We start from the raw sequence: 15,797 nt of genomic DNA on the forward strand, positions 1-15,797 counted from the left end.
TTTATACAGTTATTTCATCTTCATCATGTCATTCATCTTTTCCAATTCATCTTTTCAAAGTCAAAATCACCTATGACCACAGAACCGCCTAAAGCCCCGCCGCTTTATCCGAAGACCCACCTGCTCGCCGCAAGTGGTATCGCCGCCCTCCTCAGCCTGGCGCTCCTGGTATTCCCTTCCAGTGATGTAGAAGCCAAAAGAACAACTCTGAGCCTTGACCTGGAAAGCCCGGTCGAGCAACTGACACAAGATCAAGACGCTGCAGACGCCGTACAAGCCACAAATGAAGCCGTAGCGTCCCCATTCGCGCAAATCGAAAACAGCCCCGAAGACACCGCAAAGACCGCTGAAGCCGCTCAAGAACAGCCTGCTCCGGCCGTGGCGGAAGAAAAGAAGGCGGCTAATCACAGGGAAGTCATTGTCGCCAAGGGCGACACTCTTTCCACGCTATTCGAGAAGGTCGGCCTGCCAGCCACCTCGGTGCACGACGTGTTGGCCAGCGACAAGCAAGCCAAGCAGTTCACTCAGCTGAAACGCGGCCAGAAGCTTGAGTTCGAACTGGGCCCGGACGGCCAGTTGAACAACCTGCACAGCAAGGTCAACGACCTGGAAAGCATCACCCTGACCAAAGGGCCAAAAGGCTTCGCCTTCAGCCGCATCACCGCCAAGCCCATGGTCCGCACGGCCTACGTTCATGGCGTGATCAACAGCTCGCTGTCGCAATCCGCAGCCCGCGCAGGCCTCTCTCACAGCCTGACGATGGACATGGCCAGCGTCTTTGGCTACGACATCGACTTCGCCCAGGATATTCGTCCGGGTGACGAGTTCGACGTGATCTACGAGCAGACCGTCGTCAATGGCAAAGCCGTGGGTTCCCGCAACATTCTCTCTGCGCGCTTCACCAACCGTGGCAAGACCTACACCGCGGTGCGTTACACCAACAAACAAGGCATGAGCAGTTATTACACCGCTGACGGCAACAGCATGCGCAAGGCCTTTATCCGTACGCCGGTAGACTTCGCGCGTATCAGCTCGCGCTTCTCCATGGGCCGCAAGCACCCGATCCTGAACAAGATCCGCGCTCACAAAGGCGTCGACTACGCAGCCCCTCGCGGCACGCCAATCAAGGCCGCCGGCGATGGTAAGGTGCTCCTGGCCGGTCGCCGCGGCGGATACGGCAACACCGTGATCATCCAGCACGGCAATGCCTACCGCACGCTGTACGGCCATATGCAAGGCTTCGCCAAAGGCGTCAAGACCGGTGGTTCTGTCAAGCAGGGCCAGGTGATCGGCTACATCGGCACCACCGGGCTTTCCACAGGCCCGCATTTGCACTACGAGTTCCAGGTCAACGGCGTCCACGTCGACCCACTGGGCCAGAAGCTGCCAATGGCCGACCCGATCGCCAAAGCAGAACGCGCGCGCTTCCTGCAACAAAGCCAGCCGCTGATGGCGCGGATGGATCAGGAAAAGGCCACCCTGCTCGCTTCGAACAAGCGTTAAGCATGGCGCTCTATATAGGTGTGATGTCCGGGACCAGTCTTGATGGCCTGGATATCGCACTCATCGAGCAAACACCGGCGATCAGGCTGATCGCCACGCACTACATCCCCATGCCCGAATCCCTGCGCGCCGAGCTGCTTGGCTTGTGCGCCAGCGGCCCCGATGAAATCGCCCGCTCCGCCATCGCCCAACAGAACTGGGTAAGGCTGGCCGCCCAGGGCATTCATAGCCTCCTTGCCCAACAGAAACTGAAACCCGTGGACATCCGCGCCATTGGCAGCCATGGCCAGACCATCCGCCATGAGCCAGCCCGAGGTTTCACGGTCCAGATCGGCAACCCGGCCCTGCTGACAGAGCTCACCGGAATCACGGTAGTCAGCGACTTCCGCAGCCGCGACGTCGCAGCCGGCGGCCAGGGCGCGCCACTGGTGCCGGCCTTTCATGAAGCACTCTTTGATCGAAGTGCCGGCAAGCGCGCAGTCTTGAACGTCGGCGGTTTCAGTAACCTGAGCCTGATCGAGAGCGACAAGCCGGTTGCCGGCTTCGACTGCGGCCCGGGCAATGTTCTGCTGGACGCCTGGATCAATGCCCAGCGTGGAGAGAACTTCGATCGCGACGGCCAATGGGCCGCCAGCGGCCAGATCGAGCCTAAGTTGCTGAATGCACTGCTCAGCGACCCGTTCTTTGCCACTCAAGGCCCAAAGAGTACTGGCCGCGAGGTGTTCAACCTGGAATGGCTACAGGGACATCTGGCTCGCTTGCCAGCCTTTGCCCCCGAAAACGTACAGGCAACGCTCCTCGAGCTGACAGCACTGACCATAGTCAACTCGCTGCAAGTCGCACAGAGCGATACCCAGGAGCTGCTGGTCTGTGGCGGCGGAGCTCACAACGCGACCTTGATGAGTCGCCTGTCCAGCCTGCTACCCAACACCAAGGTCAGCAGTACCGCCACCCACGGCGTCGATCCGGACTGGGTTGAAGCCATGGCGTTCGCCTGGCTGGCCCACTGCTGCCTCGAAGGCATCGCCGCCAACCGCCCAAGCGTCACGGGCGCCCGCGGCCTGCGTGTACTGGGCGCGATCTACCCTGCCTGATTGCCAGACAGCAAAACGCCGCAGAGCCCGAAAGCCCTGCGGCGCCTGATAAAACCTTGACCAGCGATCAGATCGAGAACGAAGAACCGCAACCGCAGGTGGTCGTGGCGTTCGGGTTCTTGATCACGAAGCGCGAACCTTCCAGACCTTCCTGATAATCCACCTCGGCACCCGCCAGGTACTGGAAACTCATCGGATCGACCACCAGGCTGACGCCTTCGCGCTCGACGATGGTGTCGTCATCCGCGACTTCTTCATCGAAAGTGAAGCCGTACTGAAACCCTGAACAACCGCCGCCCGTAACGAATACGCGCAGCTTCAAGCGATCATTACCCTCTTCATCGACCAGGCTCTTCACCTTGTGCGCGGCACCGTGGGTGAATTGCAAAGCCGTGGGGGTGAAGGATTCGACGCTCATGCTGACTATCTCCCGGCGTTACGCCGCCATAATGCGTGATGACGCGCATTATCCGCTTCTCCCAGAAAAGCGGTCAACTATTGTTACGGTATATCAATAGGCCCGGGGCTCACCGCAGAATGCAAAAAGGCCCGTAAACGGGCCTTTTGCTGAAGCAGGCAGACGCCTTAAGGCAACATGCCGGCGTGGGACAGGCCCAGGCGCTCATCCAGACCGAACAGGATGTTCAGGTTCTGTACGGCCTGGCCCGACGCGCCTTTCACCAGGTTGTCGATCACCGACAACACAACCACCAGATCGCCATCCTGCGGACGGTGCACGGCAATCCGACATACGTTGGCGCCCCGCACGCTGCGGGTTTCTGGATGGCTGCCCGTCGGCATCACATCCACGAACGGCTCGTTGGCATAACGTTTCTCGAACAGCGCCTGCAGGTCCACCGACTTATCCACGACAGTGGAATAAAGCGTCGAGTGAATACCACGGATCATCGGCGTCAGGTGCGGCACGAACGTCAGGCCGACATCCTTGCCCGCCGCACGGCGCAGGCCCTGGCGAATCTCCGGCAGGTGACGATGACCTTTGACCGCATAGGCCTTCATGCTTTCCGAGGTCTCGGAGTACAGGGAACCGACGCTGGCACCCCGACCGGCACCGCTGACACCCGACTTGCAGTCGGCGATCAAGCGTGAAGTGTCGGCCAGCCCCGCCTCCAGCAATGGCAGGAAGCCGAGCTGGGTAGCGGTCGGGTAGCAACCCGGAACAGCGATCAGACGGGCCTTCTTGATCTGCTCGCGATTGACCTCCGGCAGGCCATAGACGGCTTCGTCGAGCAATTCAGGGGCGCCATGGGGCTGGCCGTACCACTTGGCCCACTCATCGGCGTCCTGCAGACGGAAATCTGCCGACAGGTCGATGACCTTGGTACCCGCAGCCAGCAACTCACCCGCCAGGGCGTGGGCAACGCCGTGCGGCGTCGCGAAGAACACCACATCGCAGGCACCGAGGGTCTTGATGTCCGGAACGCTGAATGCCAGGCCGTCATAGTGGCCTCGCAGGTTTGGGTACATATCGGCGACGGCAAGGCCTGCCTCGGATCGGGAAGTGATGACTACCACTTCAGCCTGCGGATGCTGTGCCAACAGACGCAGCAGTTCGACACCGGTGTAACCCGTGCCGCCGACGATACCGACCTTGACCATAAACCTGCCCTCAACGAACCCACTGGAAAGCCGTCGATGATAGGGGCCGAAAGACCCTGCGACAACCGTCAAGGTGACGTGCGGACACTCCTGCCTCTACTATCTTCGCTCCGTGAACCTGGGAATAACCGAAATGCTCTATCTGTGGCTCAAAGCCTTTCACATCGTCAGTCTGGTCTGCTGGTTTGCCGGGCTGTTCTACCTGCCGCGCCTGTTCGTTTATCACGCCCAAAGCGAAGACACGATCAGCAAGGAACGCTTCAGCATCATGGAGCGCAAGCTGTACCGCGGGATCATGGGGCCGGCGATGATCGCCACGCTGATTTTCGGCATCTGGCTGCTGAGCCTGAACCCCAGCGCCTACTTCGGCCAGGGCGGCTGGATGCATGCCAAGCTGACCCTGGTGGTCATCCTGATTGGCTACCACCATATGTGCGGCGCCCAGGTGAAACGTTTTGCCCGTGGCGAAAACACCCGCAGCCATGTCTTTTACCGCTGGTTCAATGAAGTGCCAGTTCTGGTATTGCTGGCTATCGTAATTCTGGTCGTCGTCCGGCCGTTCTAATTCCTACTAGCCGTTATTATTCGGGGTACTTCCAATGTCGCTGCCCGCTCTGCTCGAACAACGCTTGCGCTTGCCTGTCGTGGCAGCGCCGATGTTCCTGATTTCCAACCCACAACTGGTCCTGGCGTGCTGCCGCAACGGTGTGGTCGGCAGTTTCCCTGCCCTCAACCAGCGTGAAAGCAGTGGCTTCAAGGCCTGGCTGGAAGAAATCGAAGCTGGCCTTGCGACCCTGGAAAACCCCGCGCCCTATGCCGTCAACCTGATCGTGCATCACAGCAACCCACGCCTGAACGCCGACCTGGCGATCTGCATCGAACACAAGGTGCCTATCGTCATCACCAGCCTGGGCGCGGTGAAGGAGCTGGTCGATGCGGTGCATGCTTATGGAGGCCTGGTCTTCCATGACGTCACCACCCGGCGTCACGCGGAAAAGGCTGCCGAGGCTGGGGTCGACGGACTGATCGCCGTAGCCGCCGGCGCCGGTGGTCACGCCGGGACCTGGAGCCCCTTCTCCCTGATCGCCGAAATCCGCCAGTTCTTCGACAAGACGCTGCTGCTGGCTGGCTGCCTGAACCACGGCCACGAGATCCTCGCCGCACAGCTGCTTGGAGCTGACCTTGCCTACTTTGGCACGCGCTTTATCGGCACAACGGAAAGCCATGCGCCGGAGGCCTATAAAGAGATGCTGCTGAGCGCCAAGGCCGCCGACATCGTGCACACCGCGGCAGTCTCCGGGGTTCCGGCAAGCTTCATGCGCCAAAGCCTGGAAAACGCCGGCTTCGACCTTGCCGCCCTGCAGGGTAAAGGCGAAGTCAACTTTGGCTCGAAACTCAAGCCGCTCAGCGACGAAGCCAAAGCCTGGAAAACCGTGTGGTCCGCCGGACAAGGTGTCGGTGAAATCGATGACTTGCCGAGCGTCGATCAACTGGTCGCCCGCCTGGACGCCGAATACCGTGCAGCCCAGGAGCTGGCCGCCCAGCTACCAAAACGCTGGCCGCTCTGAATCGCTGATGTTTTTTAGCCAGCAACGGACGGCTGGCTTTAAACTATCGCCCTGCGAAAGCCCTCTCTATATAGCCGACAAGGAAGCCCTGCATGAGCCAAGACCGTTTCAAGATCGTATTTGACGGGGCTCTGCTTCCAGGTGTCGACCTCGAACATGCCAAGCAGAAAATCGCCAAGCTGTTCAAAAGCGATATCGCCGCGATCGAGCCTCTGTTCAAGGGGCAAAACATCACCCTCAAGCGTGACCTCTCCCAGCAGGACGCGGATATTTATCTCGCTGCGCTGAACCAGGCCGGGATCGCCCCACGCGTCGAACCGGACCTTGCCCCAGGCGCCAGCCAACCGGCACCTCAGCCCGCTCCCGCAGTGCCAACGCCAACCCCTTCGCCTTCGGTAGCCTCGCCCCAGGCAGAACCCATGGCCGGTGCGGGCACTTCGCCCTACACCCCACCTCAAGCCACAGTGGGCGATCCCCTTCCCGAGTTTGGCGAGCTGAAGTTCTACACCGTCGATGGCCGTATCGGACGCCTGCGCTATCTCGCCTGGACCCTGGCGCTGATCCTGCTGGCCACCCTCGTCGGCGGTTTCCTGACCGCAGCCCTGGTCGGCAACGGCTTGCATGTTACTGGAATGATCTTCCTCGGCGTCGTGGCGCTGGCCTTCGCCTATCTGAACATCACCATTTCCGTTCAGCGCCTGCATGACCTGGGCTGGTCGGGCTGGCTCTGGCTGTTGAACTTGCTGCCTTTTGTGTACGCAGTGTTTCCACTGCTGCTGGCGGTCCTGCCGGGCAACACCGGCGCCAACCGTTATGGCGCGCCGCCTCCGCCAAACAGTGGAGCGGTCAAGGGGCTTGCCGCGCTGTGGATAATCGTTCTGCCGCTGTCCCTCATTGGTGGGCTCAGCTCGGTCTAGAGCGCCCATGGGCAGGCGCAGTGAAAGCAGCAAGCCCGCCCCGGCCACCTGTAGACTATCGGATTGAATTGACGCGCCGCTGCCTGGGACTTTTCCCCACAGGCAACCGGCCGTTGCAATGGAGAACCGCATGACCCGTTACGCTCTGATCACCGGCGCCTCCAGCGGCATAGGCCTGGCCCTGGCCGAAGCGCTGGCCCGGCGTGGCCGTAGCCTGATCCTGGTGGCCCGTCAGCGTGATCAGCTGGAAAGCATCGCCATCGAGTTGACCCAGCGCTTTGGCGTCGAGGTGCTGTTCCGCGCCTGCGACCTGTCCGAGCCTTTGCGGCTTTCGGGTTTTCTGCTGGAGCTGGAGGAAGGCGATCGGCAGATCGATCTGCTGGTGAACTGCGCCGGTATCGGCACCTGTGGCCCCTTCCTCGCTCAGGACTGGATGACCGAGCAGGACCTGATCGAAGTGAACATTCTCGCCCTCACCCGGCTGTGCCATGCCCTGGGCAACAGCATGGCCTTGCAGGGCGGCGGGCAGATTCTCAACGTCGCTTCGATCGCCGGCTTCTATCCCGGCCCCTGGATGAGCACCTACTACGCCAGCAAGGCCTATGTGCTGCACTTCTCCGAAGGCCTGCGCGAGGAACTGAAAAACAATGCAGTGAAGGTTTCCGTGCTCTGCCCCGGCCCGACCCGTACCGGTTTCTTTGATACCGCCCAGTTGAATACCGAGAAACTTAACGGCAGCAAACTGCTGATGAGCCCGGAAGAAGTCGCGCTGTACACCGTGCGCGCCCTGGAAAAGAACCGCGCCATTATCATCCCCGGCCGCCGCAATCGCTGGTTCGCGTTCAGCCCGCGCCTGGGTTCGCGCTGGCTGACCCGCAAGATTTCCGGCGCCGTCAACAAAGCCTATTGCCCGCGCTGACCTGGCAACCATCTAAGGCTGGGCGCACTCGGCTTGCCTGAGTACACTCACCCCGGACCAACACAACGGAGAAACAGCTGTGGATACTCTGTTCACCAAGATCATCAACCGGGAAATACCGGCGAAGATCATCTACGAGGACGACCAGGTTCTGGCCTTCCACGATATCGCCCCACAGGCCCCCGTGCATTTCCTGGTAGTTCCGAAAAAGCCGGTGCGCACCCTCAATGACCTGACCGAAGACGACAAGCTGCTGGCCGGGCATATCCTGTTCACTGCCCAGCGCCTGGCCAGGGAACTGGGTTGCGAGGAAGGCTTCCGCGTCGTCATGAACTGCAATGAACTCGGCGGCCAGACCGTGTATCACATTCACATGCACGTTCTGGGTCAGCGTCAGATGCACTGGCCTCCGGGCTGATCCCTGCCCAAAGTGCACGGCAGCACACTTCTCGCCCGGTTTTGCCGAGAGTGTGCTGATCCAGCGCAGGCCTCTGCCCATCGATTGGGGTAAACTGGCCGCCGTGATTCTTCCCGGAGGTAAGCATGACTACCCAACGTCACTACTCGCCGATTGACCGTCTACTGCTGCAGGCAGATGCGGCAATGCGTACCTTGCTGCCCTTCAGCGGCCAGCCTTATCGCCCCTCCCCTGCCATCGTGCAGCCGGACGTGCAGATGAGCGAAGTGGACACCAAGCATGTCGCCGGCCTGATGCGCATCAACCATACCGGCGAAGTCTGCGCCCAGGCGCTGTATCAGGGCCAGGCCCTGACCGCCAAGCTGCCGCAAGTGCGCGCCGCCATGGAACATGCCGCGGAAGAAGAAATCGACCACCTGGTCTGGTGCGAGCAGCGCATTCACCAACTGGGTAGCCACACCAGCGTGCTCAACCCGTTGTTTTACGGCATGTCGTTCGGCATCGGCGCGGTAGCCGGGCTGATCAGCGACAAGGTCAGCCTGGGTTTCGTGGCTGCCACTGAAGATCAAGTGTGCAAACACCTCAACGAACACCTCGAGCAATTGCCGGCCGAGGATGAAAAGTCCCGGGCGATTCTCGAGCAGATGCGCATCGACGAAGAACAACACGCCGAAAGTGCCCTGGATGCAGGGGGATTCCGCTTCCCGGCGCCGGTGAAATTCGGTATGAGCCTGCTGGCCAAGGTCATGACCAAAAGCACTTACCGGATCTGATCGATACAAATCGCAGGCAAAAAAAGGGTGCTTTTTCAGCGCCCTTTCTTTTGCCGCAAATTCAGGATGGTCGGATGGCGACTCAACCGAGCTCGACTATTTCGTAATCGTGAGTGATGGCAACCCCGGCCGCGCCGAGCATGATCGATGCCGAGCAGTATTTTTCCGCCGACAAGTCGATGGCGCGCTTGACCTGGGCTTCTTTCAACCCGCGGCCCTTGACCACGAAGTGCATGTGGATCTTGGTGAAGACCTTGGGATCCTCGGTCGCACGCTCGGCGTCGAGGAAGGCTTCGCAACTTTCGACAGCCTGGCGGGATTTTTTCAGGATGCTGACCACGTCGAAGTTGCTGCAACCGCCTACGCCAAGCAGGAGCATTTCCATCGGGCGCACGCCCAGGTTGCGACCACCGGCTTCCGGCGGACCATCCATTACCACCACATGACCGCTGCCCGATTCCCCGAGGAACATGGCTTCGCCAGCCCATTGGATGCGTGCCTTCATCGCCAAGACTCCACTGCTAAAAAAGGGTCGCCAGCTTAGCACAGGGCCTTGGATGGCAGCGCTTTGCCTGTTCCGGTGCCACACTCAGTTCTGATAGGAAAATTCTTAATTACCCAAAGGATGTGTCTGTTAAGCTGGCGCCAAATCACTGGCGCATTGCCAGCTATCGGCGATCCTGCTTGACCGCCCCATAAAAAAACCAAATCACACCGTGCTGTCTTTTCGGGATACAACCATGGTTGCTCTTGCCCCTACACCCAAGATCAAGAACCTCGACAAGCTGTTGATGCACTGCCAGCGCCGCCGTTATCAGGCCAAGAGCAACATCATCTGTGCCGGCGACCAGTCGGACACGCTGTTCTTCATCATCAAAGGCTCGGTCACCATCCTGATCGAAGACGATGACGGTCGGGAAATGATCATTGCCTATCTCAATGCCGGGGATTTTTTCGGCGAGCTGGGCCTGTTCGAACAGGCCGGACACGAGCAGCAACGCAGCGCCTGGGTACGGGCCAAGGTCGAATGCGAAGTCGCGGAAATCAGCTATGCGAAATTCCGTGAGCTGTCCCAACAGGACCCGGACATTCTGTACGTGCTCAGTGGCCAGATTGCCCAGCGCCTGCGCAACACCACCCGCAAGGTCGGCGACCTGGCGTTCTTCGATGTCACCGGGCGAGTGGCCCGCTGCCTGCTCGAACTGTGCAAGCAGCCGGATGCCATGACCCACCCGGACGGCATGCAGATCAAAGTGACCCGTCAGGAAATCGGGCGGATCGTCGGCTGCTCACGGGAAATGGTCGGCCGGGTGCTCAAGGACCTCGAAGAGCGCAACCTGGTCCACGTCAAAGGCAAGACCATGGTGGTGTTCGGCACCCGTTAGAGCGGCAGGAACTGCACCAGCATCTGCCGATACAGGGCATCCAGGCGCTCGACGGCATTCGGCGCGGCGAACGCCTCATGCAAGGCGATATGACTCTCGGCACGGCAACGCTGTTCCAGGCCACAAGCCTGGTTGAAACGATTGACTGCCGCGACCATGGTTTCCCGCTCGTCATCCAGCAACAGCGCGCCATGCACCAATCCAACCGGACGCGTCCCGCCCTTGCTCTGACGCCAACGCTGGGCGGTGCCAACCATCTTGCGCCCATTGAGATTGACGTTGAACCGGCCATCGCAGAAAGCGCCCTCGACTTCACCCAGGGAGGGTTCGCCCCCCAGCTCGGAAAGCAGGTCGCAGATCGGCTGGCACAAACGGCGATAGCCGGTTTCGATCCGGTTCTGGTCACCCTCACTGCGAGGCGGCGCATAGACCAGCGCGATATTGATCGTCGCCGCCGATTGCGGCACCGGTTCCCCGCCGGTTTCCCGCAGCAACACCGGCCAGCCACTGGCGGCCAGCGCCTCGCAAGCCTGCTCGAACCCCGGTAAACGGCTCAAGCGCCGCGGCATCACCAAGGCCCTGTCGCTCGGCTGCCAGAACAACAGGCCGTACTCCTGGTCACCGCTGCATACCTGGGCGAGCAGATCCTGTTCGGCCTGCAGGCCGGCTTCGACGGTCAGGGAAAGAGGCTGGGTCATGGCAGTAAAGGTCCTTTGCGATAGGTATAAAAAAGCCGGCGGCGCCGGCTTCTTCATCAACCCAGGTTCAGTCCAGGGTCGAACCGCTCACCGGAACGCCACGCTCCGGGAAGAACAGGCGCTGCAGTTCCAGGCCAGGGCTCTCGGCCCGCATGAAGGCCTCGCCCACCAGGAAGGAGTAGACGTCGCTGATTTCCATCAGCTCGACATCGGCCCGGTTGAGGATACCGCTCTCGGTGATCACCAGACGATCGCGTGGAATCTGCGGCAACAGATCGAGGGTGGTTTCCAGATTGACCTCGAAGGTGTGCAGGTTGCGGTTGTTGATGCCCACCAGCGGCGTGTCGAGGGTTTTCAGGGCGCGTTGCAGTTCGTCGCCATCATGCACTTCGACCAGCACATCGAGGCCCACGCCTTTGGCCACGGCCGCCAGCTCAGCCATCTTGGCATCATCCAGCGCGGCCACGATCAACAGCACGCAGTCGGCGCCCAAGGCACGGGCTTCGACGATCTGGTACGGATCGATCATGAAGTCCTTGCGGATCACCGGTAGCGAACAGGCGGCACGCGCCTGTTGCAGGTAGGCGTCGGCGCCCTGGAAGTAATCGACGTCGGTGAGTACCGACAGGCAGGTCGCGCCACCCTTCTCGTAGCTCTTGGCGATTTCCGCCGGCACGAAATGCTCGCGGATCACGCCTTTGCTCGGCGAGGCTTTCTTGATTTCGGCGATCACCGCCGGCTGCTTGAGCTTGGCCTGGTCGAGCAGCGCCTTGGCAAAACCGCGCGGCGCATCCGCGGCGCGGGCCAGGCCTTCGAGCTCGGCCAGGCTTACCCGCGCCCTACGCTCAGCCACTTCCTCGACCTTACGGGCAAGGATCTTTTCCAGAACCGTCGGCACACTCATCCTTCATTCTCCTGCTTGAATACCGCGGTAAAGGCGCCCAATTCCTCAAGCTTCTCGCGGGCCAGCCCGGTGTGCAAAGCATCATGGGCCAGGGCCACACCTTCTTTCAGGCTGCTGGCATGGTCCGCCGCATAGAGCGCGGCACCGGCATTGAGCACGATCATCTCTGCCGCCTTCTGCCCATGCTCGGTCTTGCGCCGCCCCAGGGCATCGCGAATCAGCTCGAGCGATGCCGCCGGGCTTTCGACCACCAGGCCGAATAGGCTCTGGCTCTTCATGCCGAGGTCTTCGGGCTGTACCCAATACTCAGTGATCTGGTCATCCTTCAGTTCGGCGACAAAGGTCGGCGCGGCGATACTGAATTCATCCAGGCCATCCTGAGAGTGCACCACCAGCACGTGCTTGCTGCCCAAACGTTGCAAAACCTCGGCCAATGGCCGGCACAACGCCTGAGTGAACACCCCCACCACCTGATGTTTCACGCCGGCCGGATTCGTAAGCGGGCCGAGCATGTTGAACAGGGTGCGCAGGCCGAGGTCGCGGCGCGGGCCGGCGGCGTACTTCATGGCACCGTGATGGGACTGGGCGAACATGAAACCGATGCCGACGTTGTCGATGCAGCGGGCGACCTGTACCGGCGTCAGGTTCAGGTAGATGCCGGCGGACTCGAGCAGATCGGCACTGCCGCTTTTTCCGGACACCGCACGGTTGCCGTGCTTGGCCACCGTGCAACCGGCTGCTGCGACCACAAAGGAAGAAGCCGTGGACACGTTGAAGATGTTCGCACCGTCACCGCCGGTGCCGACCACATCGACCACGCCGTCGAGGGTTTTCAGCTCGACCTTGTCCGCCAGCTCGCGCATGACCGAAACAGCGCCGACGATTTCGTCGATGCTTTCGCTTTTCATGCGCATGGCCATCATGAAGGCGCCGATCTGTGCATCGGTGCACTGGCCGGTCATGATTTCACGCATGACCTGACGCATTTCATCAGTGCTCAGGTCGAGGTGGCCGACGATACGGCTCAGGGCAGTCTTGATATCCATGGAAAGTCCTTAGCGCGTGCCGCCGCTCTGTTTGAGGAAGTTGGCGAACAGCTCGTGGCCCTGCTCGGTGAGAATAGACTCGGGGTGAAACTGCACACCCTCGATGTTCAGCGTCTTGTGCCGCAGCCCCATGATCTCGTCGACGGAGCCGTCTTCCAGCTGGGTCCAGGCGGTCAGCTCGAGGCAGTCCGGCAAGGTGTCGTGCTTGACCACCAGGGAATGGTAACGGGTCACGGTCAGAGGATGGTTCAGACCGGCGAATACGCCCTTGTCCTGGTGAAATACCGGGCTAGTCTTACCATGCATCACTTGCCGCGCGCGCACCACGTCGCCGCCAAAGGCCTGGCCAATGGACTGGTGACCCAGGCAGACGCCCAGGATCGGCAACTTGCCGGAGAAATGCTTGATCGCTTCGATGGACACGCCGGCTTCGGTCGGCGTGCAAGGACCGGGCGACACGACGATCCGCTCAGGGTTGAGCGCTTCGATTTCAGCCACGGTCAGTTCGTCGTTGCGCACTACCTTGACCTCGGCACCCAACTCGCCAAGGTATTGCACAACGTTATAGGTAAAGGAGTCGTAGTTATCGATCATCAGCAACATGGGGATTACAACCTCTTGAATTCACTGACTTTTAATACAGCCTTCAGTGGATTGCCCGCTGACAGGCCCGCCGGAGGTTGCAATCACTCAACCAGCACAAGCGGAGTCGAACAGGGGTAAAGAAGGCAAAGCGGCACAGGTCCGGCCGGGCCGGCAGAGAAAAGTTAGGCGCGCCAACGCCAACGGGCGTGTGCCTTAACAACTCGCATCAAGAGTTTGCTGACGATCAACACGGGGAAGGTCTCATTCATACGTTCAGGCACAGTAACTTAGCTGAGCAGAGGGTGCAATATGGCGGGACCCGCGCCCGGACAAACAAGCGATGCGGCCTTTGGCCATAGCTCATGTACAAAAGTTTTTGGTACTGTCGTCTCGTTCAATACAAAAATAAATAAAACGGACTTACCTATGATCAGACAGAAGTTGTTTGTCCCGCTTGCCAGCAGTCTTTTGTCCTTGGCCTGCGCCCAGGCAATAGCCGCGCCGTCCCCCTATTCCAGCTTTATCGTGTTCGGCGACAGCCTCAGCGATGCCGGGCAATTCGCCGATCCCGGCGGTCCCGCGGGAGCGACCCAGCGCTTTACCAACCGCACCGGGCCGGTCTACCTGGATGGCAGCGGAGAACTCCGTTCCGCCAACTCGACCCAATTGCTCGGCGCCAAGCTGGGGTTCTCGGACGACCAGCTCGCCGCCTCGACCTCGGCCACCCGCGCCAGCGCAGGCCTGCCTGACGGCAACAACTGGGCGGTCGGCGGTTATCGCACCGACCAGATTCTCGATTCGATTACCACCACCTCGACCGCCGACAGCCGTAGCCGCCCGGGTTATCTGGTGGCCAACAGTTTGCGCGCCGACCCGAATGCCCTGTACTACCTGTCGGGCGGCGGCAACGACTTCCTCCAGGGCCGCGTCACCAGCCTCGACCAGGCCAACGCCGCGGCCGGCCGCCTGGTCGACAGCGTGCAGACCCTGCAACAAGCCGGCGCCCGCTACATCATGGTCTGGCTGCTGCCGGACATCGGCCTGACCCCGGCAATCAACGGCAGCCCGTTGCAAGGGTTCACTTCCCAGCTCAGTGCCCAGTTCAACACCGAGCTGGTCCGGCAACTGCAGACGGTCGATGCCGAAGTCATCCCCCTCAACATTCCCGCGCTATTGAAGGAAAGCTTCGCCAACCCGGCGCAGTTCGGCCTGGCCACCGACCAGAACCTCACCGCCACCTGCTTCAGTGGCAATGGCTGTACGGAAAACGCCCGCTATGGCATTCACAGCGCCACACCTGACCCGAGCAAGCTGATCTACAACGACTCGGTCCACCCCACCGAAGCCGGCCAGCGGCTGATCGCCGATTACGCTTACTCCCTGCTGGCGGCACCCTGGGAAATAACCCTGCTCCCGGAAATGGCCCAGGGCACCCTGCGCGCCCATCAGGACGAGCTGCGCAACCAATGGCAGGCCGATTGGGAAAATTGGCAGGGCGTTGGTCAATGGCGGGCGATTGTCGCCGCGGGCGGCCAGCACCAGGACTTCGACAGCCAGCGCAGCGGCGCCAGTGCCGACGGCAACGGCTTCAACCTGAACATCGGTGGCAGCTACCGGCTCAACGAGGCCTGGCGAGTGGGCGTGCTGGCCGGCGCCTATCGGCAGAAGCTCGAAGCGGGCGGCAACGACTCGGACTACAAACTCAACACCTACCTGGGCACCGCCTTCGTCCAGTACCAGCAAAACCGCTGGTGGGCTGACGCGGCGGCTACCGCCGGGCATCTGGACTACGACAACCTCAAGCGCAAATTCGACCTGGGCGCCAATGAGCGCGGGGAAAAAGGCGATACCAGCGGCGATATCCTGGCTTTCAGCGCTCGCCTGGGCTACGACATCGCGCAGCAGGCCAGCAGCCCGTGGCACCTGTCGCCGTTCATCAGCGCCGACTACGCGCGGGCCAAGGTCGACGGTTATTCCGAGGACGGCAACGACTCCACCGCCCTGACCTTCGACGACCAGAAACGCACCTCGCGGCGCCTGGGCATCGGCCTGCAGGGCAAGTATCAGATCACCCAGCAAACCCAGGTGTTCGGCGAAATCGCCCACGAAAAGGAATATGAGGACGATACCCAGAAGCTGACCATGGCCCTCAACAGCCTGCCGGATAACCGCTACACCCTGGAAGGCTATACCCCGCAGACCAACCTGAACCGCCTGAACCTCGGGGTCAGCCACAAGCTCACCCAGGACCTGGCCCTGCGCGCCAGCTACAACATCCGCAAGGACGATGACTTCACCCAGCAAGGCATCAATGTCGGGGTCAGCCTCGACTTCTGAACCGCAGGTAATAAAAAACGCTGCCCCCGT

17 protein-coding genes are annotated in these 15,797 nt (G+C 61.0%); 10 read left to right on the forward strand and 7 right to left on the reverse strand.

Annotated elements, in window-relative coordinates:
* Positions 1–72: 72 nt before the first annotated feature.
* Positions 73–1,503 carry a peptidoglycan DD-metalloendopeptidase family protein gene (locus C4K38_RS28945; RefSeq protein ID WP_053279606.1) on the forward strand — a complete coding sequence of 477 codons (1,431 nt, stop codon included), beginning with the start codon at positions 73–75 and terminating at the stop codon, positions 1,501–1,503.
* Between the two features lie 2 nt (positions 1,504–1,505).
* Entirely contained in the window at positions 1,506–2,597 is a 1,092-nt protein-coding gene (locus C4K38_RS28950; protein WP_053279605.1) for an anhydro-N-acetylmuramic acid kinase, read from the forward strand.
* A gap of 67 nt (positions 2,598–2,664) precedes the next feature.
* Here the strand turns inward: C4K38_RS28950 and erpA are convergent, their stop codons facing one another.
* Together erpA and argC are read right to left on the reverse strand one after the other, a co-directional pair.
* Entirely contained in the window at positions 2,665–3,015 is a 351-nt protein-coding gene (erpA, locus tag C4K38_RS28955; protein ID WP_007906865.1) for an iron-sulfur cluster insertion protein ErpA, read from the reverse strand.
* Positions 3,016–3,182: 167 nt separating this feature from the next.
* Positions 3,183–4,217 carry an N-acetyl-gamma-glutamyl-phosphate reductase gene (gene argC / locus C4K38_RS28960; RefSeq protein WP_053279604.1) on the reverse strand — a complete coding sequence of 345 codons (1,035 nt, stop codon included), beginning with the start codon at positions 4,215–4,217 and terminating at the stop codon, positions 3,183–3,185.
* Between the two features lie 133 nt (positions 4,218–4,350).
* Between argC and hemJ the strand changes: the two genes are divergently transcribed.
* From hemJ to coq7, 6 genes are all read left to right on the forward strand, one after another.
* Positions 4,351–4,782 carry a protoporphyrinogen oxidase HemJ gene (gene hemJ, locus C4K38_RS28965; protein WP_007930191.1) on the forward strand — a complete coding sequence of 144 codons (432 nt, stop codon included), beginning with the start codon at positions 4,351–4,353 and terminating at the stop codon, positions 4,780–4,782.
* 34 nt (positions 4,783–4,816) lie between these two features.
* A complete protein-coding gene (locus C4K38_RS28970; protein WP_053279603.1) occupies positions 4,817–5,785 on the forward strand; it encodes an NAD(P)H-dependent flavin oxidoreductase in 969 nt (322 codons plus the stop codon).
* A 92-nt stretch (positions 5,786–5,877) separates the two neighbouring features.
* Entirely contained in the window at positions 5,878–6,702 is an 825-nt protein-coding gene (locus C4K38_RS28975; protein WP_053279602.1) for a DUF805 domain-containing protein, read from the forward strand.
* 130 nt (positions 6,703–6,832) lie between these two features.
* Positions 6,833–7,621 carry an SDR family NAD(P)-dependent oxidoreductase gene (locus C4K38_RS28980; protein WP_025804011.1) on the forward strand — a complete coding sequence of 263 codons (789 nt, stop codon included), beginning with the start codon at positions 6,833–6,835 and terminating at the stop codon, positions 7,619–7,621.
* 79 nt (positions 7,622–7,700) lie between these two features.
* The gene (locus tag C4K38_RS28985; RefSeq protein ID WP_007930180.1) at positions 7,701–8,039 is read left to right on the forward strand and encodes a histidine triad nucleotide-binding protein; all 339 of its coding nucleotides are present in this window, start codon (positions 7,701–7,703) and stop codon (positions 8,037–8,039) included.
* A gap of 125 nt (positions 8,040–8,164) precedes the next feature.
* Complete coding sequence (gene coq7, locus C4K38_RS28990) at positions 8,165–8,812, forward strand: 2-polyprenyl-3-methyl-6-methoxy-1,4-benzoquinone monooxygenase (RefSeq protein ID WP_053279601.1); 648 nt, start codon at positions 8,165–8,167, stop codon at positions 8,810–8,812.
* Between the two features lie 82 nt (positions 8,813–8,894).
* Here the strand turns inward: coq7 and C4K38_RS28995 are convergent, their stop codons facing one another.
* Positions 8,895–9,317 carry an OsmC family protein gene (locus C4K38_RS28995; protein ID WP_053279600.1) on the reverse strand — a complete coding sequence of 141 codons (423 nt, stop codon included), beginning with the start codon at positions 9,315–9,317 and terminating at the stop codon, positions 8,895–8,897.
* A 235-nt stretch (positions 9,318–9,552) separates the two neighbouring features.
* Here C4K38_RS28995 and crp point away from each other — a divergent pair, with 235 nt between their 5' ends.
* Positions 9,553–10,197, forward strand: coding sequence for a cAMP-activated global transcriptional regulator CRP (gene crp / locus C4K38_RS29000; RefSeq protein WP_009051139.1), 645 nt, complete (start codon positions 9,553–9,555; stop codon positions 10,195–10,197).
* Here the strand turns inward: crp and C4K38_RS29005 are convergent.
* The 4 genes from C4K38_RS29005 to C4K38_RS29020 all read right to left on the reverse strand — a co-directional run bounded on the left by C4K38_RS29005 (position 10,194) and on the right by C4K38_RS29020 (position 13,448).
* Positions 10,194–10,895, reverse strand: a complete 702-nt coding sequence (locus tag C4K38_RS29005; RefSeq protein ID WP_053279599.1) for a lipoate--protein ligase family protein — start codon at positions 10,893–10,895, stop codon at positions 10,194–10,196. The genes crp and C4K38_RS29005 overlap by 4 nt on opposite strands.
* 67 nt (positions 10,896–10,962) lie before the next feature.
* Positions 10,963–11,799: an indole-3-glycerol phosphate synthase TrpC gene (gene trpC / locus C4K38_RS29010; RefSeq protein WP_053279598.1), complete on the reverse strand. Its 837-nt coding sequence runs from the start codon at positions 11,797–11,799 to the stop codon at positions 10,963–10,965.
* On the reverse strand, positions 11,796–12,845 hold the full coding sequence (trpD, locus tag C4K38_RS29015) for an anthranilate phosphoribosyltransferase (protein ID WP_009051142.1): 1,050 nt from the start codon (positions 12,843–12,845) through the stop codon (positions 11,796–11,798). Before trpD ends, trpC begins: the two co-directional genes overlap by 4 nt.
* A 9-nt stretch (positions 12,846–12,854) precedes the next feature.
* The gene (locus tag C4K38_RS29020) at positions 12,855–13,448 is read right to left on the reverse strand and encodes an aminodeoxychorismate/anthranilate synthase component II (protein WP_053279597.1); all 594 of its coding nucleotides are present in this window, start codon (positions 13,446–13,448) and stop codon (positions 12,855–12,857) included.
* Between the two features lie 408 nt (positions 13,449–13,856).
* Here C4K38_RS29020 and estP point away from each other — a divergent pair, with 408 nt between their 5' ends.
* On the forward strand, positions 13,857–15,767 hold the full coding sequence (gene estP, locus C4K38_RS29025; protein WP_053279596.1) for an esterase EstP: 1,911 nt from the start codon (positions 13,857–13,859) through the stop codon (positions 15,765–15,767).
* Positions 15,768–15,797 lie beyond the last annotated feature (30 nt).

Origin of the sequence: Pseudomonas chlororaphis subsp. piscium, assembly GCF_003850345.1 — a bacterium.
GTDB lineage: Bacteria > Pseudomonadota > Gammaproteobacteria > Pseudomonadales > Pseudomonadaceae > Aquipseudomonas > Aquipseudomonas piscium.

Coding starts and splice junctions, on each gene's coding strand:
- C4K38_RS28945 (WP_053279606.1), top strand. CDS start 73: ATGACCACAGAACCGCCTAAAGCCCCGCCGCTTTATCCGAAGACCCAC.
- C4K38_RS28950 (WP_053279605.1), top strand. CDS start 1,506: ATGGCGCTCTATATAGGTGTGATGTCCGGGACCAGTCTTGATGGCCTG.
- erpA (WP_007906865.1), bottom strand. CDS start 3,015: ATGAGCGTCGAATCCTTCACCCCCACGGCTTTGCAATTCACCCACGGT.
- argC (WP_053279604.1), bottom strand. CDS start 4,217: ATGGTCAAGGTCGGTATCGTCGGCGGCACGGGTTACACCGGTGTCGAA.
- hemJ (WP_007930191.1), top strand. CDS start 4,351: ATGCTCTATCTGTGGCTCAAAGCCTTTCACATCGTCAGTCTGGTCTGC.
- C4K38_RS28970 (WP_053279603.1), top strand. CDS start 4,817: ATGTCGCTGCCCGCTCTGCTCGAACAACGCTTGCGCTTGCCTGTCGTG.
- C4K38_RS28975 (WP_053279602.1), top strand. CDS start 5,878: ATGAGCCAAGACCGTTTCAAGATCGTATTTGACGGGGCTCTGCTTCCA.
- C4K38_RS28980 (WP_025804011.1), top strand. CDS start 6,833: ATGACCCGTTACGCTCTGATCACCGGCGCCTCCAGCGGCATAGGCCTG.
- coq7 (WP_053279601.1), top strand. CDS start 8,165: ATGACTACCCAACGTCACTACTCGCCGATTGACCGTCTACTGCTGCAG.
- C4K38_RS28995 (WP_053279600.1), bottom strand. CDS start 9,317: ATGAAGGCACGCATCCAATGGGCTGGCGAAGCCATGTTCCTCGGGGAA.
- crp (WP_009051139.1), top strand. CDS start 9,553: ATGGTTGCTCTTGCCCCTACACCCAAGATCAAGAACCTCGACAAGCTG.
- C4K38_RS29005 (WP_053279599.1), bottom strand. CDS start 10,895: ATGACCCAGCCTCTTTCCCTGACCGTCGAAGCCGGCCTGCAGGCCGAA.
- trpC (WP_053279598.1), bottom strand. CDS start 11,799: ATGAGTGTGCCGACGGTTCTGGAAAAGATCCTTGCCCGTAAGGTCGAG.
- trpD (WP_009051142.1), bottom strand. CDS start 12,845: ATGGATATCAAGACTGCCCTGAGCCGTATCGTCGGCCACCTCGACCTG.
- C4K38_RS29020 (WP_053279597.1), bottom strand. CDS start 13,448: ATGTTGCTGATGATCGATAACTACGACTCCTTTACCTATAACGTTGTG.
- estP (WP_053279596.1), top strand. CDS start 13,857: ATGATCAGACAGAAGTTGTTTGTCCCGCTTGCCAGCAGTCTTTTGTCC.